22 protein-coding genes and 2 tRNA genes are annotated in these 21,912 nt (G+C 67.9%); 9 read left to right on the top strand and 15 right to left on the bottom strand.

The window, feature by feature from the left end; all coding sequences use genetic code 11:
• Window positions 1–86: 86 nt before the first annotated feature.
• The 4 genes from AMD30_RS03985 to AMD30_RS03970 all read right to left on the bottom strand — a co-directional run bounded on the left by AMD30_RS03985 (window position 87) and on the right by AMD30_RS03970 (window position 3,249).
• Complete coding sequence (locus AMD30_RS03985; protein ID WP_010841625.1) at window positions 87–782, bottom strand: ATP-dependent Clp protease proteolytic subunit; 696 nt, start codon at window positions 780–782, stop codon at window positions 87–89.
• 49 nt (window positions 783–831) lie between these two features.
• Entirely contained in the window at window positions 832–1,443 is a 612-nt protein-coding gene (locus tag AMD30_RS03980; protein ID WP_014926432.1) for an ATP-dependent Clp protease proteolytic subunit, read from the bottom strand.
• A 276-nt stretch (window positions 1,444–1,719) separates the two neighbouring features.
• Window positions 1,720–3,087 carry a trigger factor gene (tig, locus tag AMD30_RS03975; RefSeq protein ID WP_055474766.1) on the bottom strand — a complete coding sequence of 456 codons (1,368 nt, stop codon included), beginning with the start codon at window positions 3,085–3,087 and terminating at the stop codon, window positions 1,720–1,722.
• Between the two features lie 88 nt (window positions 3,088–3,175).
• Window positions 3,176–3,249 (bottom strand) — tRNA-Pro (locus AMD30_RS03970).
• Window positions 3,250–3,484: 235 nt separating this feature from the next.
• On the opposite strand from AMD30_RS03970, the gene AMD30_RS03965 reads away from it, so the two are divergent.
• Window positions 3,485–3,558, top strand: a tRNA-Gly gene (locus AMD30_RS03965).
• Between the two features lie 52 nt (window positions 3,559–3,610).
• Here AMD30_RS03965 and AMD30_RS03960 read toward each other — a convergent pair.
• Entirely contained in the window at window positions 3,611–3,859 is a 249-nt protein-coding gene (locus tag AMD30_RS03960; protein ID WP_010841628.1) for a hypothetical protein, read from the bottom strand.
• Window positions 3,860–4,107: 248 nt separating this feature from the next.
• Here AMD30_RS03960 and AMD30_RS24435 point away from each other — a divergent pair, with 248 nt between their 5' ends.
• Window positions 4,108–4,293 carry a hypothetical protein gene (locus tag AMD30_RS24435; protein ID WP_081637187.1) on the top strand — a complete coding sequence of 62 codons (186 nt, stop codon included), beginning with the start codon at window positions 4,108–4,110 and terminating at the stop codon, window positions 4,291–4,293.
• A 253-nt stretch (window positions 4,294–4,546) separates the two neighbouring features.
• On the top strand, window positions 4,547–5,305 hold the full coding sequence (locus AMD30_RS03955) for a L,D-transpeptidase family protein (RefSeq protein WP_051129764.1): 759 nt from the start codon (window positions 4,547–4,549) through the stop codon (window positions 5,303–5,305).
• A gap of 58 nt (window positions 5,306–5,363) precedes the next feature.
• On the opposite strand, the gene AMD30_RS03950 is transcribed toward AMD30_RS03955, so the two are convergent.
• The 4 genes from AMD30_RS03950 to AMD30_RS03935 form a co-directional block, all read right to left on the bottom strand.
• Window positions 5,364–6,293 carry a PE-PPE domain-containing protein gene (locus AMD30_RS03950; protein ID WP_055474765.1) on the bottom strand — a complete coding sequence of 310 codons (930 nt, stop codon included), beginning with the start codon at window positions 6,291–6,293 and terminating at the stop codon, window positions 5,364–5,366.
• Window positions 6,294–6,381: 88 nt separating this feature from the next.
• The gene (locus AMD30_RS03945) at window positions 6,382–6,819 is read right to left on the bottom strand and encodes a hypothetical protein (RefSeq protein WP_010841631.1); all 438 of its coding nucleotides are present in this window, start codon (window positions 6,817–6,819) and stop codon (window positions 6,382–6,384) included.
• Between the two features lie 104 nt (window positions 6,820–6,923).
• Window positions 6,924–7,727: an Fpg/Nei family DNA glycosylase gene (locus tag AMD30_RS03940; RefSeq protein ID WP_055474764.1), complete on the bottom strand. Its 804-nt coding sequence runs from the start codon at window positions 7,725–7,727 to the stop codon at window positions 6,924–6,926.
• A 16-nt stretch (window positions 7,728–7,743) separates the two neighbouring features.
• The gene (locus AMD30_RS03935; RefSeq protein ID WP_010841633.1) at window positions 7,744–8,226 is read right to left on the bottom strand and encodes a ribose-5-phosphate isomerase; all 483 of its coding nucleotides are present in this window, start codon (window positions 8,224–8,226) and stop codon (window positions 7,744–7,746) included.
• A 22-nt stretch (window positions 8,227–8,248) separates the two neighbouring features.
• Between AMD30_RS03935 and AMD30_RS03930 the strand changes: the two genes are divergently transcribed.
• Entirely contained in the window at window positions 8,249–9,295 is a 1,047-nt protein-coding gene (locus AMD30_RS03930) for a M48 family metallopeptidase (RefSeq protein ID WP_010841634.1), read from the top strand.
• 32 nt (window positions 9,296–9,327) lie between these two features.
• Here the strand turns inward: AMD30_RS03930 and AMD30_RS03925 are convergent, their stop codons facing one another.
• Window positions 9,328–9,948 (bottom strand): mycothiol-dependent nitroreductase Rv2466c family protein, encoded by a 621-nt coding sequence (locus tag AMD30_RS03925; RefSeq protein WP_010841635.1) that lies wholly within the window; start codon window positions 9,946–9,948, stop codon window positions 9,328–9,330.
• A gap of 198 nt (window positions 9,949–10,146) precedes the next feature.
• Here AMD30_RS03925 and AMD30_RS03920 point away from each other — a divergent pair, with 198 nt between their 5' ends.
• Window positions 10,147–11,394 carry a TetR/AcrR family transcriptional regulator gene (locus AMD30_RS03920; protein ID WP_055474763.1) on the top strand — a complete coding sequence of 416 codons (1,248 nt, stop codon included), beginning with the start codon at window positions 10,147–10,149 and terminating at the stop codon, window positions 11,392–11,394.
• Between the two features lie 37 nt (window positions 11,395–11,431).
• The gene (pepN, locus tag AMD30_RS03915) at window positions 11,432–14,035 is read left to right on the top strand and encodes an aminopeptidase N (RefSeq protein ID WP_014926423.1); all 2,604 of its coding nucleotides are present in this window, start codon (window positions 11,432–11,434) and stop codon (window positions 14,033–14,035) included.
• Window positions 14,036–14,051: 16 nt separating this feature from the next.
• Here the strand turns inward: pepN and AMD30_RS03910 are convergent, their stop codons facing one another.
• Together AMD30_RS03910 and AMD30_RS03905 are read right to left on the bottom strand one after the other, a co-directional pair.
• Window positions 14,052–14,732: a response regulator gene (locus tag AMD30_RS03910; RefSeq protein ID WP_010841638.1), complete on the bottom strand. Its 681-nt coding sequence runs from the start codon at window positions 14,730–14,732 to the stop codon at window positions 14,052–14,054.
• The gene (locus AMD30_RS03905; RefSeq protein ID WP_055474762.1) at window positions 14,729–16,288 is read right to left on the bottom strand and encodes a sensor histidine kinase; all 1,560 of its coding nucleotides are present in this window, start codon (window positions 16,286–16,288) and stop codon (window positions 14,729–14,731) included. The genes AMD30_RS03910 and AMD30_RS03905 overlap by 4 nt, the downstream gene beginning before the upstream one ends.
• A 115-nt stretch (window positions 16,289–16,403) precedes the next feature.
• On the opposite strand from AMD30_RS03905, the gene AMD30_RS03900 reads away from it, so the two are divergent.
• Window positions 16,404–17,840 carry a C4-dicarboxylate transporter DctA gene (locus tag AMD30_RS03900; protein WP_010841640.1) on the top strand — a complete coding sequence of 479 codons (1,437 nt, stop codon included), beginning with the start codon at window positions 16,404–16,406 and terminating at the stop codon, window positions 17,838–17,840.
• Between the two features lie 75 nt (window positions 17,841–17,915).
• On the opposite strand, the gene AMD30_RS03895 is transcribed toward AMD30_RS03900, so the two are convergent.
• From AMD30_RS03895 to AMD30_RS03885, 3 genes are all read right to left on the bottom strand, one after another.
• Window positions 17,916–18,410 (bottom strand): DUF5130 family protein, encoded by a 495-nt coding sequence (locus AMD30_RS03895; RefSeq protein ID WP_193363240.1) that lies wholly within the window; start codon window positions 18,408–18,410, stop codon window positions 17,916–17,918.
• Window positions 18,397–18,651, bottom strand: a complete 255-nt coding sequence (gene ctaJ / locus AMD30_RS03890) for an aa3-type cytochrome oxidase subunit CtaJ (protein WP_004019594.1) — start codon at window positions 18,649–18,651, stop codon at window positions 18,397–18,399. Before ctaJ ends, AMD30_RS03895 begins: the two co-directional genes overlap by 14 nt.
• A gap of 149 nt (window positions 18,652–18,800) precedes the next feature.
• Window positions 18,801–19,361: an HNH endonuclease gene (locus AMD30_RS03885; RefSeq protein WP_055474761.1), complete on the bottom strand. Its 561-nt coding sequence runs from the start codon at window positions 19,359–19,361 to the stop codon at window positions 18,801–18,803.
• A gap of 215 nt (window positions 19,362–19,576) precedes the next feature.
• Here AMD30_RS03885 and AMD30_RS03880 point away from each other — a divergent pair, with 215 nt between their 5' ends.
• Together AMD30_RS03880 and AMD30_RS03875 are read left to right on the top strand one after the other, a co-directional pair.
• Complete coding sequence (locus AMD30_RS03880; protein ID WP_010841643.1) at window positions 19,577–20,014, top strand: globin; 438 nt, start codon at window positions 19,577–19,579, stop codon at window positions 20,012–20,014.
• A gap of 77 nt (window positions 20,015–20,091) precedes the next feature.
• A complete protein-coding gene (locus AMD30_RS03875) occupies window positions 20,092–21,897 on the top strand; it encodes a glycoside hydrolase family 13 protein (RefSeq protein WP_084817189.1) in 1,806 nt (601 codons plus the stop codon).
• Window positions 21,898–21,912 lie beyond the last annotated feature (15 nt).

Below are 21,912 nucleotides of genomic sequence, written 5' to 3'. Positions count from 1 at the left end.
CGACGGTACCCGCGTGCCGCCCGAACTTCGACCGATAAGGCCAAATGTCGCGGCAGAAAATCACCGGGACTTCTGTACTGCCACAACTACTTCTTCATGGACTTCTTGCGATATTCGAAGACCTCGTCGATGATGCCGTACTCCTTGGCCGCCGCAGCGGTCAGGATGTTGTCGCGGTCGGTGTCCTTGCGGATCTTCTCCTTGTCCTGGCCGGTGTGGCCGGACAGTATCTCGTCGAGGCGATCGCGGATGCGCTCGATCTCGGCGGCCTGGATCTCGAGGTCGGACACCTGACCCTGGTACGCACCACCGGTGCGCGGCTGGTGGATCAGGACCGTGGCGTTCGGCAGCGCCGCACGCTTGCCGGGTGTTCCGCCGGCGAGGAGGATCGCCGCGGCCGAGGCCGCCTCCCCGAGGCAGACGGTGACGATGTCGCAGTGCACGTACTGCATCGTGTCGTAGATCGCGAGCATGTCCGGCACGCTGCCGCCCGGCGAGTTGATGTACATGGTGATGTCACGGTCGGGGTCCTGCGACTCGAGCACCAGCAGCTGTGCCATGACGTCGTTGGACACGACCTGGTCGATCGGGGTCCCGACGAACACGATCCGCTCTTCGAAGAGCTTCGCGTACGGGTCGTACTGACGCTGGCCGTTAGGCGTGTGCTCGATGAACTGCGGCAGGATGTACCGCGCCTCGATGTTCTTCAGCGCCAGGGCCGACGCAGGGATTCCGGCGGCGACCTCGGCGGGCAGGCCGTCGAAGGAAAGGGAATTGGTCATGTGATGCTCCAGTGAGTAGAGGTGGCTCGGAGATGGTCGGATCACGCGATCACGGAGTGGATCCCTGGCCCGGTCGCGAGATCACCTTGTCGACGAAGCCGTACTCCCGGGCCTCTTCGGCGGTGAACCACTTGTCGCGGTCGGCGTCGGCCTCGATCTTCTCGAGCGGCTGACCGCTGAACTCGGCGTTGAGCTTGTTCATTTCCTTCTTGGTCAGCGCGAACTGCTCGGCCTGGATCGCGATGTCGGCAGCGGTACCGCCGATGCCTGCGGACGGCTGATGCATCATGATGCGCGCGTGCGGCAGCGCGTGCCGCTTGCCCTTGGTGCCGGCGGCGAGCAGGAACTGCCCCATCGACGCGGCCATGCCCATTGCGTAGGTCGCGACGTCGCACTCGGCGAGCTGCATGGTGTCGAAGATCGCCATGCCCGCGGTGACCGAGCCACCGGGCGAGTTGATGTAGAGGTGGATGTCCTTCTGCGGGTCCTCGGCGGCGAGCAGCAGGATCTGCGCGCACAGCCGGTTGGCGATCTCGTCGTCCACCTGGGTGCCCAGGAAGATGATGCGCTCGCGCAGCAGACGCTCGAACACCGAATCGGTCAGGTTCAACCCAGCCATACCCGAACTCATCGAGGGTGTGTGGATGGTCGGCTCACTCACAGGTTCCTACCTTTGCCTTGTTGTCATGACCTGTGCGTCATCTCGGATGACGCACACGCTCATCGAATACTTCTCTGATGACGTCCTCACCGACACTAACCAATCGAGACCCCCGGGCACTCCCGAGGACACGCCACTTCGCTGAGAGCAGAACCACTTCGGCACCGTGAACGGCTCATGCGCGATGGTGGACCGACGGCAATCGCCGGCCCTCGTGGACGAGGACCGGCGATGTGCGTGATCACAATGCGGCACGCATGGCCGCGGTGGAGCCGATCAGTTGTCGGCGTCGGACTCCTCGGTTGCGGATTCCTCGGCGTCGTCCTTGCCACCGAAGTACTCGGCGGTGTCGACGGTGGTGCCGTTGGTGTCGGTGACGGTCACATCGCCGACGATGGCGGCCAGCGACTTGCCGCGACGGACGTCGGCGTAGACGGCTCCGACCTGGTTGGCCTGAGTCAGCTGCTGGATGAACTCCTGCGGCTGCATGCCGTACCGCTGGGCGGTGAAGATGATCTGCTGGGTCAGCTCGTCCTGGCTGACCTCGGTGTCCTGCTGATCGGCGATGGCGTCGAGAAGCAGCTGCTGCTTGACCGACTTCTCGGCCTCCTCGCGGGACTCGGCATCCCACTCCTCGCGGGTCTTGCCCTGCGCCTCGAGGAACTTGGCGACCTGCTCATCGTCGTGCCCGAGGGCGTGGATGACCTGGTGCTGCTGGCCTTCGACCTCTTCGTCGACGACCTTCTCGGGCAGCGGGATCTCGACGGTCTCGAGCAGCTTCTCGAGCACGGCGTCGCGGATCTTGTTGGCCTGCTCCAGCTTCGCGGACTGCTCGACGCGCTCGGCGAGGCTGGCACGCAGTTCCTCGACGGTGTCGAACTCGCTGGCCATCTGGGCGAACTCGTCGTCGACCTCGGGCAGCTCGCGCTCCTTGACCGACTGCACGGTCACCTTCACGAGCGCCTCCTCACCGGCGTGATCGCCGGCGACGAGCTTGGTCGTGAACTCCTTGTCCTCGCCGGCCTTCAGACCGATGAGCGCCTCGTCGAGTCCGTCGATGAGCTGACCGGAGCCGACCTCGTGCGACAGGCCCTCGGTGGTGGCCTCCTCGACGGGCTCGCCGTCGACGGTCGCCGCCAGGTCGATCGAGACGAAGTCGCCGTTCTCGATGCCGCGCTCGACACCCTTGAGGGTGCCGAAGCGGGCTCGCAGCCCTTCGAGCTGCTCGTCGACCGCGGCCTCGTCGACCTCGATCGCGTCGACCTCGACCGACAGGGTCGAGTAGTCGGGCAGGGTGATCTCGGGACGGACGTCGACCTCGGCGGTGAAGGACACCGACTCGCCGTACTTCAGCTCGGAGAGGTCGATCTCGGGCTGGCCGATGGCCTTGGTCTCGGTCTCGGCGACGGCCTCGGAGTACTTGGCCGGGATGGCGTCGTTGACGACCTGGGCGAGGATCGAATCGCGACCGACGCGGGCTTCGATCAGCTTGGCGGGCGCCTTGCCCGGACGGAATCCGGGGATCCGGATCTGCTGGGCCAACGACCGGTAGGCCCGGTCGAAGTCTGCCGACAGCTCCTCGAACGGGACCTCGACGTTGAGCTTGACCCGGGTCGGGGTGAGTTGCTCGACAGTGCTCTTCACGCCTGAATACTCCTTATATCTGCGGTGGTGGAAGTTCGGTCGTTCGCGGGCCGTGCACCGGGTGACCGGTCGGGCCACATCGATCAAGTCGGGATGACAGGATTTGAACCTGCGACCCTCCGCTCCCAAAGCGGATGCGCTACCAAGCTGCGCCACATCCCGGGGTCCGAACACGCGAGGAGCACCCCGGAGGGCGACCGCGCATCAGGGCCAACAAGAGATAGTACGTGCCGCCGCTGCCGACGCCGCGCACGGGTGTCCGAAGCGTCACGGAACCGGGGACGCCCGACGTATGCCGCAGCCGCAACACCGACCCCGATTTTCGGTTCCCGCCCCACTGCCGGTACAGTCACTGATCGCACGCGCCACCGGGTTTTCGACGGCCATCGCGAGCAACGCGGGTGTAGCTCAATGGTAGAGCCCTAGTCTTCCAAACTAGCTACGCGGGTTCGATTCCCGTCACCCGCTCCACCGGGTCCGGAGGCATCACGCCTCCGGACCTTCTGCATTTCAGGGCGCCGTTTCAGGGCGCCGGGGGCGCGTTCCACGGCAGCGGCAGCGGCACGTACTCGTACTCGATCTCGGGGGCCGGCTCCTCTTCGGGATGTCCGGGCGACGTCGGATCACCGGGGCCGGTCGAGACGATCGGCGGCGGGCAGGGCGCGAACTGGCCGTTGCCGATGGCCATCTTGCAGGGCTCGGCGTTCGCGAGTCCCGCGCCTCCGATGAATGCCGCTGCGGCGAATGTCAGTGTTGCAATGAGTCTGGTCATCGACTTTCCTTACGGTGTCTCACCTCTCGTGCCGGAGAGGTTGCGAGATGTAGAAGCGCACTCCTTCCCGGGGCACCGCGTACCGCCCCCGCCATCGACGCTCCTCTGTCGTGCGCGCGTCACACCCGGTTCCGCTCCGGATGTCTCAGATCGCAGCCCGAGTCACCCGACCGGACCACACCCACGCGCGCGATCACCGCAACCCGACCGCCCTGTGATCCTCGACACACCAGGCGTACCGTTGACCCATGTCCTCCAGCCACACGAAAACCCAGCGCCGGTGCGGCTCCTGCGGCGCCCCCCTGTACGTACGCCGAGACGTCACCGAGTCCGAGGCCGGCATCGGCCGCGTCGACGTGATGCTCGTCTGCCGGGACGAAGCATGCTCGCAACCAGCGCGGCACCTCCGGACCGAGCACCCACAACCCGCCTGACCGAAAACCCAACGCAGTCCAAAGCCCAAGTAACACTGGGACAAACGATCCTGTTGACATCGGCGGGACTTCGACGAAGATGAGTCCCGATCGTCGCCGTCCGGACATGCGACAGCCCGAATGTGATGACCGTCACATGTAGTGCCCGCAGCCATGCTCACCTTGGGTTTTGCGACGTCGTACTCCCCGTTCGCGATCGCGGGGTCATTCAGCGTGCGCGACTCCTTGGACCCAAGACAACGGTTGTGTAACGATGGTGCAGCGCTCAGGCCGATGCGCGGACAGACCCATCGAACCGAAGGTACGACCTGTGTTGAACTCCCCAACGCCGACCCCGCGCGCCTCGCGCCGCCGCTCGGCTCGACGCCTCACGGCTGTCGTCTTCGGCGTCCTGGCGATGGCCCTCGCCCTTCCCGGTGTCGCGAACGCCGTCCCGGTGACCGTGATCCCCGGCCTGCCGCCGGTCGAGATCCCCGCGGTCCCGGGCCTGCCGACCCCTCCGGCGCCGAGCACTCCCGAGGCTCCGCAGCCGCCGTCGTCGACGACGACCGAGGAGAAGCCCGCCGACCCGGCCATCCCGAACGTGAAGACCGAGACCGGCTACATCGCGCTGGCCGACGACAACACCCACACCATCACCTGGTGGCACAACGGTGAGGTCGTGAAGAAGATGCCGATCTCGATGGGGTCCGACAAGAACCCGACCCCCCACGGCGTCTACTACACCAAGGAGAAGTACCGCGACATGTACATGGATTCGTCCACATACGGCGTCCCGGTGGACTCCGCCGAGGGCTACCGGACCTACGTCGAGTACGCCACGCGCATGTCGTGGGACGGAATCTTCATCCACGCCGCGCCGTGGTCGGTCAACCAGCAGGGTCGCAGCAACGTCAGCCATGGCTGCATCAACGTGACCACCGAGTACGGCAAGTGGGTGTACGACAACGTCCCCCGCAACACCCCGATCGTGGTCCGCAACACCATCGGACCGAAGTACCAGAACACCTAGGTCAGCAACAGACAGCGACAGGGGCCGGTCACCAGTGGTGACCGGCCCCTGTCGCGCGCTACGCGGCGGTGCGGGCGGCGAACGTCGCCTGCACCTGTAGCCATCGCGCGATCACCTGACAGCCGGTGGAGGCGGGATCGGTGACCGAGGCCCGTCGGTAGGGTTCGCTCCCGTAGGACGTGTGCCGACCGCCCGCGGCATTCGACACCCACAGACCGCTGATGCGCATCCGCGCCGGCAGGTAGCACCGGACCTCACGCCACGCAGCCGCCAGACGTCCCAGGTCGCGACGCCACTGCGCCGGCCGGACGGAGGTGCGTCGCGCGTTCTGCAAGTCATTGGCGCGCAGCACATCCCACGCACTCCTGCCCCATCGGCCGAGTCCGGCGAAGGTCATCGACCCGGTGAGGTCGGCGACGTCACGCACGAGTGAGTCCGCACCCGCGTTGCAGATCATGTCCTCGGCCGCGCCCACCCAGTGCACCGGGAGCCCTGCGGGCAGGTCGACCCCGGGGCCGGCGACGCCCCATCCGCGACAGCCGGGCACCACACCGGGTGGCTGGTGCGGATCGGCGACCAGACCCACGCCGATCACCCGGTTCAGGGCGGGCGGCGTGTCGGTCGCGCTGCCGGCGGCCAGGTCGGCGAGGGCGGCGCGAATGACCACGGCTCCCTGCGAGTAACCCACCAGGGCAATCGGACCTGTCGAGGCACGGATGGCCGCGCGCAGACTGGATGCGCCGAGGGCAACGCTCTCGACGAAACTCATCCCACCCGGCGTCGGGGCAGGCCCGTAGCTCGCCGGGTATCCGATCCAGCGACAGACGAAGCGGTCGTCGAGTTCGTCCGCCACGCCCGCCAGAAGGCCCGACACGTCGGTCCGGGTGTCGCCCGCGAAGGACTCCCCCGTCCCACCGACCACGAAGACGGTGACCGCCGACGACGCGTCGCCCGGTCGTCCGGGACCGACTCCTAGACTCTGCTGCACCCACCCATCGTGGCGCCGGCATGTGTGAACCGGCCGCAGGGTCGCTGAGGGCTCGCTGAGAGTCCCTCCGCGGGTATGCCGACGCGGGTCAGGACGCCTGGGCAGGCGGCGGTTTCGCGACGTAGTCGGCGGTCTCGATGATCGCGACGAAGAATCCGCTTCCCTCGATCACGTTGGCGCTGTGCACCAGTCCGGCCGGGATGTAGATACTCGCCGGCGCCTCGACCTCGTAGACCTCGTCGCCGAGGGTGATCTCGTAGACGAGGCGGTCGAGCGACAACAGGATGTTGATCTCCGGGCAGTCGTGCACATGCGGCTCGCAGTAGTCACGGGCGGCAGCCGACACGGCGCGCATCTCGTGCGCCACGACACGCTTCTCCGCTTCCGGGAACAGATCGCCGCCGGCCAGTACACGGCGGGTGATCGGCGCATCGGCGGCCCCGTGGAAAGGTACGTCTTTCAGTGGGGACACCTCGCCCCGCGAGATCAATCCGGCATGAGACCGGATGCTTTCGCTGATTGTCACACTGCCCCCTCTGTCATCCCCGACCCTTCGCATGAGTAAGGAACTCATGGTCTTGCACGATGCTACTAAGGTTCGGCTACCCACACCGACCGGGCAGTAACGTGTCAGGTCTGACAGACGGGGCACCAATACAGTTTTCGCGCTTCGAGGTCGGCGACGAGGACGGGGGTTCGGCAGATCCGGCACGGCTCCCCGGCCCGCCGGTACACGTAGGTTCGCGGCCGGTTCGGCGCGTACGCCGGCGCGCCGGAATCATCCTCGGGACGTATCACGTGGATGCGTCCACGACGTACACCGATCTTCATGAGGTCCACCAGATCGGCCCACAGCGCGTCGAATTCCTCACGGAGAACACGCTTTCCGGGACGCATCGGGTCGATGCCCGCACGGAAGAGGATCTCGGCGCGATACACGTTGCCGATCCCCGCGATGACTTTCTGGTCCATCAGCAGGGCGCCGATGGGGCGCGCGGACCGCGAGATCGCAGCCCATGCCCGCCCGGGGTCGGCGTCGCGTCGGAGTGGATCCGGACCGAGGCGGGCTATCAACGTCTCGAGGTCGGCGGGGTGGTAGATCTCACAGGCCGTCGGTCCGCGAAGGTCCGTGGCGGCGGTCTCACTCTCGATTCGGAGTCGAACCTGCCCCACCGGTTCGGGCACGGGCACCGGGAGTTCGGTGAAGGCGCCGTAGAGGCCGAGATGGATGTGCACCAGACGCTCGGTGCGATCATCTCGGTATCGATGCACGAGGTGTTTGCCCCAGGCCTCGGCGGCGTGGAAGGTCAGTCCGTCCACCGCCGCCGCACCGTCGGCGAACCGCCCCTGCGGGCTGCTGACGCGGACCTGCGTGCCGCCGAACAGACGCTGCTGGCGACGCGCGAGTCGATGAAGAGTGTGGCCCTCGGGCACGGGCTGCGCCGGTGGCCTACTGGGCCGGGGCCGCCGGCACCTCGGGAGCCTCACCGGTGCGCTCGTACTCCGCGAGGATGTCGATGCGACGCTGGTGCCGCGCCTCCTCCGACCACGGGGTGGCGAGGAAGGCGTCGACGATGGCGAGCGCCTCGTCGGTGCTGTGCATCCGGCCACCGATTCCGATGAGTTGCGCGTTGTTGTGCTGCCGGGCCAGCTGTGCGGTCTCGACGCTCCAGGCGAGTGCGCAGCGGGCACCGGGAACCTTGTTGGCGGCGATCTGTTCGCCGTTGCCACTGCCGCCCAGCACGATTCCCAGGCTGCCGGGGTCGGCGACGGTCCGGGACGCGGCGGCGATGCAGAACGCCGGGTAGTCGTCGGCGGGATCCATCACATGGGCTCCACAGTCCACGACCTCGTGGCCGGTCGCCGCGAGATGATCGGCGATCTGGTTCTTGAGTTCGAATCCGGCATGGTCGGCACCGAGATAGACACGCATGGCGCCACTATAGATTGAGGGCGTGGACACGCCCCTGCCCATCCCCCGCGAGCCGAACGGCGGCGCACCCGCCTCCGGGGCGCCGATCCCGAACGTGCCCGGTGTCGCCGACCCGCCACCACCTGCTCCCGCCGACCCCGCCCGTCGGTGGCTGCGTCCGGCCCACTACGCGGCGAGGCCTCGGCTCCATCCCTGGGAGATCCCCGCACTCGTGGTGGTCATCCTCGCGACGGTGCTGGGATACGCGGCGATCATCGTGCTCGTGGCGCTCGGCATGCTCGACCAGCTCCTGCTGGGTGCGCTGCTGTTCCCGCTCCTGCTCTTCGTGATCCGCGGTCTGACCTACGCGTCTCCACGGGTGAACGGTGTGCAGATGACGCCGACCCAGTTCCCGGACGGGCATCGGATGGTCGTCGAGGCCGCGGCGCGCTTCGGCCTCGAATACGTGCCCGACGCCTACGTCGTCCTCGGCAACGGCGCGATCAACGCGTTCGCCTCCGGGCACGGGTTCCGACGATTCGTCGTCGTGTACTCCGACCTGTTCGAGGTGGGTGGCGCGGCCCGGGACCCGCAGGCACTCGAGTTCATCATCGGCCACGAGGTCGGCCACATCGCCGCCGGGCACACCTCGTACTGGCGACAGCTCTCGACGATCGTCGGCATGAACATCCCGGTCCTCGGGGCCGCGCTGTCCCGCGCGCAGGAATACAGCGCCGACAACTACGGGTATTACGCCAGACCCGGTGGCGCACCCGGCGCCATCGGAGTCCTGGCCGCGGGCAAATACATGCTCTCGGCGGTGGACTTCGACCAGTTCGCCGACCGGGCGACCCACGAGCGCGGCTTCTTCACCTTCTTGACCAACGCCATGTCGTCGCATCCGGTGCTGACCTGGCGCGCGGCCGCTCTCCGCGACCGGACCCGTGCGGGCGCGATGCTGTTGCGTCCGCGCCGGATCGTCCGCGGTGTGGGCAGCGGGAACGTGGTGGCGGTGCCACCGGCACCACACCCGGCCGTCCTCGCGCCCGGCGGACTCCCCAACGGCATCGAACCCCCGCCCCGTTTCTGACGCGGGGGTCCGTTGCGGCACAACCGGACCGGTCAGTCGAACTGCGGGTCCTCGTCACGCGTGCGCTTGAGCTCGAAGAAGTGCGGGTACGACGCCAGCGCGCGCGCACCGTCCCAGACCGTCCCGGCGTCCTCACCGCGCGGGATGCGGGACAACACCGGGCCGAAGAACGCGACGTCGTTGACGTGGATGGTGGGCGTGCCGACATCGTCGCCCACCTTGTCCATGCCGGCGTGATGACTCGCGCGGATGGTGTCGTCGAACTCGGTGCCGTCGGCGGCCTCCGCGAGCGAGGCGTCGAGACCGAGTTCGTCGAGCGCACCGGCGATGACCTCGTCGAGGTCTTTGATGCCCTGGTTGTGGATGCGGGTGCCCATCGCCGTGTACAAGGGCGCGAGGATCTCGTCCCCCTTCTGCGCGGCGGCGGCCGCGACGACGCGGACGGGACGCCAGGCGTGCTTGAGTCCCTCGCGGTACTCCTCGGGAATGTCCTTGCCCTCGTTGAGGACAGCGAGGCTCATGATGTGGAAGTTCACCTCGATCGGCCGGACCTGCTCGGCTTCGAGAATCCAGCGCGAGGTGATCCAGCACCAGGGACACAGCGGGTCGAACCAGAAATCGACGCGGTCGGTGGTCTGGGCCTGCACTGACATTGGAACGTCCTCTCGAGAGTCGGCTGTCTGTCGGGCGCCGGCCGTCCGGCCGGTTCCGCCGTCGGACGCCTCAACATCGCGGTGCGCCGAACTGTTCCCGGGTGCGTCGGACAGCCGGCCGCGGGGCTGGGGATACGCACCGCCCGGGCCGGGCGTGATGTGAGATGGTGCATGGACCGCCGAGGAACAGGACCCGGGATGTCGCTGCCACCACCGTCTGATCCGGATCAGCCGATCCGGGCAGATCGGCGCGGCCACCCGGTCGTACCCAGATCCGTCGGGCAGAGATCGGCACAGATCGTCCGGGCCGCCACAAAGCTCTTCCAGGAGGCCGGGTTCCGGAACGTCAGCATCGAGCAGATCGGCGCCGCCGTCGGTCTCACCGGCCCGGCAGTCTATCGGCATTTTCCCGGCAAACACGACATTCTCTCGCAGGCCCTGACCACCCAGGTGGAGCTCGTCGCCCAACTGATGGCCGACGCGAAGAGCCGCGGCCGTTCGCCGGGCGACCAGCTCTCCCTTCTCCTCGACGGGCTCGGCGACCTCACCGCGCATCGAGACGTCTCGACGTTGTGGCGCCGCGAACAACGGCATCTGCAGCACGCCGAACTCGACGTGATGAAAGAGTATTTCGATGAGCTGAGCGAGCATGTCGCCTCGCTCATCGTCGCCACGCGGCCCGACCTCTCGCCGGCGGCCGCGGAGGTGCTGAGTGCGGCACTGCTCAGCGTGTTCTCCAACACCTCCGGCATGCGCGGCTCACTTCCGCCGGCCCGCCTCAAGCAGGTTCAGCGAGCGGTGGCGGACTCGCTCATCACCTGCGAGCTGCCAAGGGCGCGCGGTCCGGACACCGGTGACCAGACCCCACCCGCGCGCCGGCGCCCCGCCGCCCGCCGCGAGCGGATACTCGACGCCGCCACCCGACTGTTCTCCGAGCGTGGATTCCCCGACGTGCGTATCGACGAGATCGCGCGGACCGCGGACGTCTCCATCGCGACCCTGTACCAAGAGGTCTCCGGCAAATCCGATTTGCTCCTGGCGGTCCTGTGGCGCGGCGTCCAGGGAATTCTCTATGTCTCCGGCCACGCTCTGGACCGTGTCGTCGCCGGCGATGCACTCGACGCGCTGATCCGGGTGTTCGTCGAGTATTCGCTGGGCGAACACGGTCGCATCATGCCGGTCTTCACCCGCGACCTGATGTACCTTCCCGACGCCGAGCAGACGCGACTGCTGAACGCGCAGGCGGACTATCGGGCCGAATGGATCGACGCGATCCGATCCCGCAACGGACTGCTGACGGCGGCTGACGCGAATGCGCTCGTGCAGGCGCTCTTCGGCTTCACCTGTGAGGTCATCGAGTCGCCACGGTTGCGGTCCAGGCCCGGGGTCGCGGAGGACCTCGAGGCGATCGCCCGGGCGATCCTGAACCCGGCCGGGTTGCGTTGAGCGCCGCCCGCGTCCGCACCTGGATAAGCTGGCCTGCGTGACTGCTCCGAACCTCACCAGAGACCAGGCCCGCGACCGCGCAGCGATTCTCGACGTGTCGAATTACCAGATCGAGCTCGACCTCACCGACGGTTCCGGCGCCCCCGGGACCGAGACGTTCCGATCCACGACGACGGTGCGGTTCACGGCGTCGGAAGGCAGTGAGACGTTCGTCGATCTCGTCGCCCCCACCCTGATCTCGGCCACCCTCAACGGCACCGACCTCGACGTGTCCGGCTTCGACGAGTCGATCGGCATCCCGTTGTCCGGCCTCGCCGCCGACAACACGCTCACCGTGGTCGCCGACTGCGCCTACTCCAACACCGGCGAGGGGCTGCACCGATTCGTCGACCAGTCCGACGACTCGGTCTACCTGTATTCCCAGTTCGAGACCGCCGACGCCAAGCGGATGTTCGCGTGCTTCGATCAGCCCGACCTCAAGGCGACCTACACCGTGACCGTCACCGCTCCCGCGGACTGGAAGGTCATCTCCAACGCGGCGCACGCGGAAGCTCCCGGTGACCCGGATGCCGCCACATCGGCTGTGGTGCATCGCTTTCAGGAGACCGTCCCGATGAGCACCTACCTCGTAGCGCTCATCGCGGGGCCCTACGCGGAGTGGACCGACGTCTATTCCGACGAGCACGGCGACATCCCACTGGGCATCTACTGCCGCGCATCGCTGGCCGAGTTCATGGATTCGGAGCGACTGTTCACCGAGACCAAACAGGGATTCGGCTTCTACCACAAGAACTTCGGAATCCCCTATCCCTTCGGCAAGTACGACCAGCTGTTCGTCCCCGAGTTCAACGCCGGTGCGATGGAGAACGCGGGCGCCGTCACCTTCCTCGAGGACTACGTCTTCCGGTCCCGCGTGACCAAATACCTCTACGAGCGTCGCGCCGAGACGGTCCTGCACGAGATGGCGCACATGTGGTTCGGCGACCTGGTCACCATGCAGTGGTGGGATGACCTGTGGCTCAACGAGTCCTTCGCGACCTTCGCATCGGTGCTGTGCCAGTCCGAGGCGACCGAGTACACCAGCGCCTGGACGACGTTCGCCAACGTCGAGAAGTCCTGGGCCTACCGCCAGGACCAGCTGCCCTCGACCCACCCGGTCGCCGCGGACATCCCCGACATCGCCGCCGTCGAGGTCAACTTCGACGGCATCACCTACGCGAAGGGCGCATCGGTCCTCAAGCAGCTGGTCGCCTATGTGGGTCTCGAGGACTTCCTCGCCGGGTTGCGCAGCTACTTCGCCGCGCACGAGTTCGGCAACGCCACGTTCGCCGATCTCCTGGGCGCACTGGAGAAGTCGTCGGGCCGCGACCTGTCGGACTGGGGCGCCCAATGGCTGCGCACCACCGGCATCAACGTCATCCGACCCGACTTCGAGGTCGACGACTCGGGCGCCTTCACCCGGTTCACCATCGTCCAGGACGGTGCCGCCCCCGGCGCCGGTGAGACCAGGGTCCACCGTCTGCGTGTGGGCGTCTACGCCGACAACGGATCCGGTGCCATCGAGCAGACCCGCAGCGTCGAACTCGACATCGAGGGTGAGCGCACCGATGTCGCCGATCTCGTCGGCGTGCACCGCGGAGATCTGGTGCTGCTCAACGACGGCGACCTGACCTACGCCTCGGTCCGACTCGACCCGGAGTCGCTGGCGACCGCGACCGCACGGATCGGCGACATCAGCGATCCGATGCCACGCACCCTGGTCTGGTCGGCGGCGTGGGAGATGACCCGGCAGGCCGAGATGCGGGCCCGCGATTTCGTCGAACTCGTTCGCCGAGGAATCGCCGCCGAGTCGGAAATCGGTGTCGTGCAACGCGTCCTGCTGCAGGCGACGACAGCCATCGAGTCCTACGCCGACCCCGAGTGGGCGGCGACGACGGGCCGCCCGGGGTTCAGCGCTCGCATGCTCGAGCTCGCCCGCGCCGCCGATGCCGGCTCCGACCATCAGCTCGCGTTCGTCAACACGTGGCTGGCCGGCCGGATCAACGACGACGAGACCGAGGTGGCCCGCGCACTGCTCGACGGTGCGGACCCCGCCGAGCACGGCCTCGACGGTCTCGCCGTGGACACCGATCTGCGGTGGAAGCTGGTGACCGCCCTGGCGACCGCTGGTGCCATCGACACCGATCCGGCGTCGACCCCGGTCATCGACGCCGAGGCCGAGCGTGACAACACCGCGACCGGTACGCGGTCGGCGGCACTGGCGCGGGCGGCCCGTCCGCTCGCGGAAGCCAAGGCGGACACCTGGACTCGCGCCGTCGAGGACGACACGCTCTCGAACGTGTACACCCGCACCATGATCGGCGGGTTCGCCCGCCCCGGGCAGGGCGAACTCCTCGAGCCCTATGTCGAGAAGTACTTCGCCGCCGTACCGGAGGTCTGGGCACGCCGGTCCAGCGAGGTCGCGCAGACCGTCGTCGTCGGTCTGTACCCGAGTTGGGCGATGTCGCAGCAGGCCCTCGACCTCGCCGAGGAGTTCTTGTCCGGGGACCATCCGTCCGCGCTCAAGCGATTGATCTCCGAGGGTCGTGACGGCGTGGCACGCTCGCTTCGAGCACGCGCCTTCGACGCACAGGAGGGCTGAGCCGGCAGACCTGCGGTCAGCGTCGTCGCCACCGGTATCGCACCTGCGGGCGGCCCGCCGAGCCGTATTCGGTGTCGCGGTCGAGGACGTGGTCGTCGGCGAGCCGCTCCAGGTAGCGCCATGCGGTGACCCGCGACGATCCGAGGGCGCGGGCGACCTCGGAGGCGGTGAGTCCGTCGGGGCTGTCGCGGACCGCCCGGCTCACCGCGTCCTCGGTCTGCGGCGCGGCCCCCTTCTTCGCCGACCGGCGGGTGTCGCTCGTGCGCAATTCGGCGAGCGCACGGTCGACGTCGCGCTGGCTGACCGCGTCGGCATCACCGGTGAGCGCCTCGCGGTAGCGCAGGTACTGCTCGATCTTCTCTCGGAACGCCGCGAAGGTGAACGGTTTCAGCAGGTAGAGCAGCACTCCGCGCGACATGGCGCTCCGGACGGTCGCGAGGTCGCGCTGTGCGGTGATCGCGATGACATCGGGCGCCGGGCGTACACCCGACAGCGCGGAGGCGAGGTCCACCCCGCGGGCGTCCGGCAGGCCCAGGTCGAGCAGGACCAGGTCGACGGGCCCGGCGCCGGCCATCCGCAGCGCCTCCTGCGCCGTGGACACGGCGCCCACGACCTCGAATCCCCCCAGACGGGCGAGGTAGTCCCGGTGCGCCTCGGCGATCACCGGTTCGTCCTCGACGATCAGGACGCGGATCACGGTGTGCCCGCCCGCTCGTCGGCGCGCACGCGCACCGAGATGACCGAGCCGTAGGTGTTCTCGGCGGTCATCGTGCCGTGTCGACGGGCGACGACCTGGGCGACCAGGGCGAGCCCGAGCCCGCGGCCGGCGGCGTCGCCACCCGACTTCGTCGAGTAGCCCCGGGCGGTCGCCTGGGCGAACAGTTCGGCGTCCATGCCGGTTCCGCTGTCGGCGACGATGATGTCGAGCACGCGGTCGTCCCCGACGACGGTCACCTCGACCCATGGGTCGGCCGGGTCGCAGGCATCCAGTGCGTTGTCGATCAGGTTGCCCACCACCGTGATCATCTCGCCGGGAGTGAGGATGCCGGTGCCGGCGTCGCTGACCTGCGACTCCTCGGTCAACGACAGCGGAATGCCGCGTTCGGCCGCCTGCGCTGTCTTGCCGAGCAGCAGGGCGACCAGCGCGGGCTCGGCCACCGCCTGGGTCATCCGGTCGATGAGCTGTTGGGACAACTCGAACTCGGTGGTCGCCAGGCGGACCGCCTCGTCGGGCCGTCCCATCTCGACGAGCGCGACGATCGTGTGCAATCGGTTGGCGGCCTCGTGCGCCTGGGACCGTAGTGCCTCGGCGAACCGCGTCATCGAGTCGAGTTCACCCATCGCCTCCGCGAGCTCGGTGCGGTCCCGGATGGTCACCACCGACGACCGCCGTCGGCCGGACACCGGGGAACGGCTCACGAGCAACACTCGGCCGCGGTCCGCATACGTCACGTCTGTCTCCTCGTCGCCGTCGGTGAGGAAGGCCGGCAGCTCGTCGGGCGACGCGTCGGCTTCGATGCCGAGCAGGCGTTGCGCTTCGGAGTTGACGAGGGCGGGTCGCCCGTCCTCCACCACCACCAGCCCCTCCCGCACGGACCGCAGCACGGCGTCGTGATGGTCGTACATCAGTCTCAGCTCCTCGGGCGCGAGGCCACCGGTCTGCCGTAGCAACCGTCGCCGAATCCACCACACGCCGCCGACCGCCGTGAGCAGGGCCGCGAACGCCGCGAGGGCGATCAGTGGCAGCTGGCCACGCCACGCCGATGTCAGCGTGCGTTGCGTGATCCCCGCCGCGACCATCCCCACGACGCGTCCGCCCGGCGTGCGGACGGGGACGATCGTGCGGATGGACGGTCCGAGGGTGCCGGTGTAGTTCTCGGTGATCGTCTGCCCTCGCAGCGCCGCGTCGATGCTGCCCAGATACGGTTCGCCGATCCGCGTGGGGTCGGTGTGGGTGAAGCGGGTCCGGTCCGGCGCGAGCACGGTGATGAAGGCGATCCCGGTCGCCGCGCGGACGCGTTCGGTCACCGGCTGGAGCACCGCACTCGGGTCCGGGGACGTCAGTGCCGCGACGGTCGACGGTGACTCCGCAAGGCTGACCGCCACGGCGGTCACCTCGGCCCGCGCCGCTCGGTCTGCGTCGATGCGGGCATCGACGGCCGCCAGAACGCTCTCGGCGACGACCACCACCGCGAAGACCGACAGCGCGAGGGCCGCGACCTGTCCGGCGAGCGTTCGCGGGTACCACCGCATCCCTGCCGACCTCGTTCCCTGTCTGAACGTAATGAACACAATCGTGACCCGCGTCACCCCGTCGGGCCACAATCCTAATCACTGTTGTCCGAGGTGTATGAGGAGAGAATCACCGATGAACATTCGAGGCAGGTCCGGCGGCTCACCGGCCGGAGAAGGTTCCGATCCGATCGCGACCACGCCTGACGATACGGCCGGCGCGCCCCCACGCGGTAAACGGGACCGTACCCACTGGCTCTACATCGGCGTCATCATCGCGGTGGTCGCGGGTGTGGTGGTCGGTCTCGTCGCGCCCGGCGTCGGCAAGGACCTCGGCGTGCTCGGCACCATGTTCGTCAGCCTCATCAAGATGATGATCGCGCCGGTCATCTTCTGCACGATCGTCCTGGGCATCGGATCGGTCCGCAAGGCGGCGACGGTCGGCAAGGTCGGCGGCCTCGCCTTCGTCTACTTCCTGGCGATGTCGACGGTCGCACTGGCCATCGGCCTGGTCGTCGGCAACATCATCCAGCCGGGCGACGGCCTGAACATCGATTCGGTGTCGGGCAAGGGGCAGGAGCTGGCCGACGAGTCACACGAGTCCGGCGGAACGCTCGACTTCATCCAGGGCATCATCCCGGACTCGATGCTGTCCGCGCTGACCGAGGGCAGTGTGCTGCAGGCCCTCTTCGTCGCACTCCTCGTCGGGTTCGCCATCCAGAGCATGGGCCGGACCGGCGAACCGATCCTGACCGCGGTCTCCTACTTCCAGAAGCTCGTCTTCAAGGTGCTGACGATGGTGCTCTGGGTGGCCCCGATCGGCGCGTTCGGCGCCATCGCCAGCGTCGTGGGCCAGACCGGCTGGGCGGCGGTCCAGCAGCTGCTGACGTTGATGCTCGCCTTCTACCTCACCTGCCTGGTGTTCGTGTTCGGCGTGCTCGGCGTGCTGCTGCGGACGGTGTCGGGTGTCTCGATCTTCAAGCTCGTCCGGTACCTCGCCCGCGAGTACCTGCTCATCTTCGCGACCTCGTCGTCGGAGTCCGCGCTGCCCCGCCTCATCGCGAAGATGGAACACCTCGGCGTGGAGAAGACCACGGTCGGCGTCGTGGTGCCGACCGGGTACTCCTTCAACCTCGACGGCACCGCCATCTACCTCACCATGGCGTCGATCTTCATCGCCGATGCGATGGGCGACCCGCTGTCGATCGGTGAGCAGATCGGCCTGCTCGTCTTCATGATCATCGCGTCCAAGGGTGCCGCCGGCGTCAGCGGTGCGGGACTGGCCACCCTCGCCGGTGGACTGCAGGCCCACCGCCCCGAGATGCTCGACGGCGTCGGCCTCATCGTCGGTATCGACCGGTTCATGTCGGAGGCCCGCGCGGTCACCAACTTCTCCGGAAACGCGGTCGCGACCCTGCTCGTCGGTTCGTGGACCAGCACCGTCGACAAGGAGCGCGTCGACGATGTGCTGTCGGGCCGGGACCCGTTCGACGAGACCAACATGGTCGACGACGAACTCGAGTCGGACGCCACCACCGCGCGAGGTGCACACGAGAAGGTCCTCACCCACTGACGCGGACACCACGGCAACGACGAGGCCGCCCCACCGGAAGGTGGGGCGGCCTCGTGGTCTGTGCAGAAGGGCGGGTCAGCCGGCGGCGGCCGCGGTGGCCATCACCCGCAGCGAGGCGATCAGCCCGTCGATCAGGTTGCCCTGACGAAAACCGGTGACCGCGGCGGTGACGCCGAGGGCCGCCACACGATCGTTCACGCGGGTGGAGACCGAACTGCCGGAGACGATGACCACGTCGCGCGAGTTCGGCGACACGGCGATCAGCGTGCCGTACGCGGGCTCGGGCGACTTCGCGAGGATCTCGCGGGCACTGGCCTCCACGTCGCCGTCGAGGTCACCGATGTACACCGAGAAACGGACGAGGGCCTTCTCGCTGGCGGCCTTGAGCGTGTCGTCGAGCGCGATCAGGTCCCGCTTGCTGAAGGGCGGCGTCGTCGGCGAGTCACCGGGGTAGCGAGCCGCGGAGATGCGGCCGCTGTTGGTGAACACCGCGCCCACCGGCAGTTCGGCGGCCGAACGGGCCGCGACCTCTGCGCTCACATTCGCGTGCGTAACCTCACCACTTGCCACTGGCCGAACTCCCGTCAACGTCGCTTGGTTCCGCGTGCCGCGGAAGTGCCATCGGTTCGATGTCGGTGGCACTGAAGAGAAGCGGTGCATGCTCCCACTGCTGGTCGAGGGTGTACTCCTTGACCTTCGGGTACTTGACCCCCGAGGAGAACACCATCGCGACAACACAGAGCAGCACGAAGAGCACCGTCACGATCGTGACTGGCACTCCGATGGGGACGATCAGGCTGTCGACGTCCATGTCACCCTTTCGATGGTCGCGCCGGACCCGCCCGGTTGTCGGCGCAGGTCATCGTTGATCAATCTAACCCACCGAACACCGCCCGGCGCACCGGGGCCTACAGCGCGTCGTAGACGCGCGAGGCGCCCCCGCGCGGCCTCCACGACGCCTCACGCAGCGCCGGAGTCGATGTACTGGAGCCAGGCCGGATCGATGTCCTTGATCGTCGCGAGCAACCGCCAGTGCCTGCCCTTCGGCGCGGTCGGAACCGTACGCAGCGCCCACCCGAGCTCCCCGAGGAGGCGATCCGCCTTGCGGTGATTGCACGACGCACAGCACGCGACGCAGTTCTCCCATGTATGCGTTCCGCCCCGGCTCCGCGGGACCACGTGGTCGATCGTCGTCGCCCGTGCACCGCAGTAGCCGCACCGCGCCCGGTCCCGACGCATCAGTGCGTCCCGGGTCATCGGGACCGTCGCCCGGTAGGGCACGTGGACGTATTTCCGGAGCCGGACCACGGTCGGGATCGGGACCGCGGTACCCACCGAGTGCATCGCACCGCCGTGTTCGTCGGCGTGCACGAGGTCCGCGCGACCGCGCAGCACGAGAACGACGGCACGCCGGACCGTGACGGCCGTCAGCGGTTCGTAGGTGGCATTGAGGAGCAGCACCCGACGACGTGTCCAGGTGCGGGTACCGGTCGCGTTCTCCTCGGTGTCGACGTCCCGCATCGGTGTCGCACCGCCCGTTGCCCGCGACCTCGCCCTGCCGTGTGTCGCCCTCGCGTGTGATCTGTGCGTCATTATCGCCTCCCACCACTCCGACGAGCACAAGTCCATCACGGCGGCGGTCTCCGTGGGAACCGTTTCGCGGTGTCGGGCCAGCTCAGAGCCCTGGAACCGGCGCGACGTTGAGAGGTGCGGCCGGGGTGAGGACAATGGCGTAGGTGACTGGCGAACCCAACACATCCCCTCCGACCCCACCGGCGCCGGAAACCCCCGCGCGGACCTTCTACGACGAGGTCGGCGGCGCCGAGACGTTCCGGCGCCTCACCGCTGTGTTCTACACCGAGGTGGCGCGCGACGAGGTGTTGCGCCCGCTGTATCCCGAGGAAGACCTCGCCCCCGCCGAACGCCGGATGCGGATGTTCCTCGAGCAGTACTGGGGCGGTCCGCGGACCTACTCCGACGAGCGGGGCCACCCCCGGCTCCGCATGCGCCACAATCCGTTCCGCGTCGGGCCGATCGAACGGGACGCGTGGCTGCGCTGCATGCACACCGCGATCGCCTCCATCGACGAGGAGACCCTCGACGCCCCGCACCGCCGAGCGTTGATCGACTACATGGAGATGGCGGCGCAATCGATGATGAATTCGCCCATCTGAGAGCGGTTTCCCTCCCGACACGCCGCCCGACTCGCCGACTGACCTGGATTTCTCCGAGAAAACTCAGGTAGGGCACAATGACCACGGTGAGCGACGAGACACCAGATGTTGTCCCCGCCGAGTCATCTGACGTGGGCCAGCCCGAGGACGCGCCGTACGACGACGGCGCGATCGAGTCCGATGTCGATGCGCTCGACGAGCCGACCCCCGATGAGTCGGTCACCGACGCGGCCGTCGTGGCCGCTGACACACCGGTCACACCGCCCGTTGTCCCGCAGCTGGATCCGTCCGACACCTCGTGGTGGAAGTCCGCGGTGTTCTACCAGATCTACCCGCGCTCCTTCTCCGATCTCGACGGCGACGGGATCGGCGACCTCGCCGGGGTCATCGACAAACTCGGTTACCTCGAACTCCTCGGAATCGATGCCATCTGGCTGAGTCCGATCATGGCCTCCCCCATGGCCGATCACGGTTACGACGTCGCCGACCCCCGCGACATCGATCCCCTCTTCGGCGATCTCGATGTGTTCGACGACCTCATCGCCGAGGCCCACGAGCGCGACATCCGCGTGACGATGGACCTCGTCCCCAACCACACGAGCGACCAGCACGAGTGGTTCCGAGCCGCACTCGAGGCGGCCCCCGGCAGTCCCGAACGGGAGCGGTACATCTTCCGGGACGGCCGCGGCGACAACGGCGACGAGCCGCCGAACAACTGGCACAGCATCTTCGGCGGCCCCGCCTGGACACGTGTGACCGAGGCCGACGGCTCGCCCGGCCAGTGGTACCTCCACATCTTCGCGAAGGAACAGCCGGATCTGAACTGGGAGAACCCCGACGTCTTCGCCGATCTGGAGAAGACACTGCGCTTCTGGCTCGATCGGGGTGTCGACGGTTTCCGCATCGACGTCGCGCACGGGATGGCCAAACCCGCCGACCTGCCCGACATGGACCTGTCGGCGACCAAACTCCTGCAGAACTCCGACGACGATCCGCGTTTCAACAACTATGCGGTGCACGAGATCCACCGCAAGATCCGCAAGGTCCTCGACGAGTACCCCGGTGCGGCCAACGTCGGTGAGATCTGGGTCAGCGACAACGAGCGTTTCGCCGAGTACCTGCGGCCCGACGAACTGCACCTCGGTTTCAACTTCCGGCTGGCCAAGGCGCCGTTCGAATCCGGCGCGATCCGCGAGGCGATCGAGAACTCGATCGACGCGGTGCTGTCGGTGTCGGGCACACCCACGTGGACGCTCTCCAACCACGACGTCGCCCGCGAGGTCACCCGCTACGCGGTGGTCGATCCGGATACCGGCGCACTCGACCTCGAACGCGGCACACGGCGCGCACGCGCGATGCTCGTCGTCGAGATGGCTTTGCCCGGAACCATATTCCTCTACAACGGGTCCGAACTGGGACTGCCCAACGTCGACGACCTGCCGGACGACGCGCTGCAGGACCCGGTGTGGGAGCGTTCCGGGCACACCGAACGCGGCCGGGACGGGTGCCGCGTGCCGATCCCCTGGGAGGGAACCGAGCCACCGTTCGGATTCAGCGCGTCGAACGAGACCTGGTTGCCGATCCCGACCTCGTGGCAGGCGCTCACCGTCGAAGCCCAGCTCGAGGACGTGGGATCGATGCTGTCGCTCTACCGTGCCGCCATCGACCTGCGAGTGTCCCGTCCGGAGTTCGCCGGCGAGCACATCGAGTGGTACGGCGCTCCCGAAGGATGCCTGGCGTTCCGTCGTTCCGAGGGGCAGCTGATCTGCGCACTGAACGCCGGCGAGGTACCGGTACCCCTCCCGCCCGGCGAATTGCTGCTCGTCAGTTCGCCTCTCGTCGACGGCCTGCTCGCGCCGGACGCGGCGGCCTGGCTGGTGTGACCGCCCACCTGCCGG

Origin of the sequence: Gordonia sp. HS-NH1 (assembly GCF_001418765.1) — a bacterium.
GTDB lineage: Bacteria > Actinomycetota > Actinomycetes > Mycobacteriales > Mycobacteriaceae > Gordonia.
Note: the sequence above shows the minus strand (reverse complement) of the source record. Positions and strands in the feature narration are given on the sequence as shown.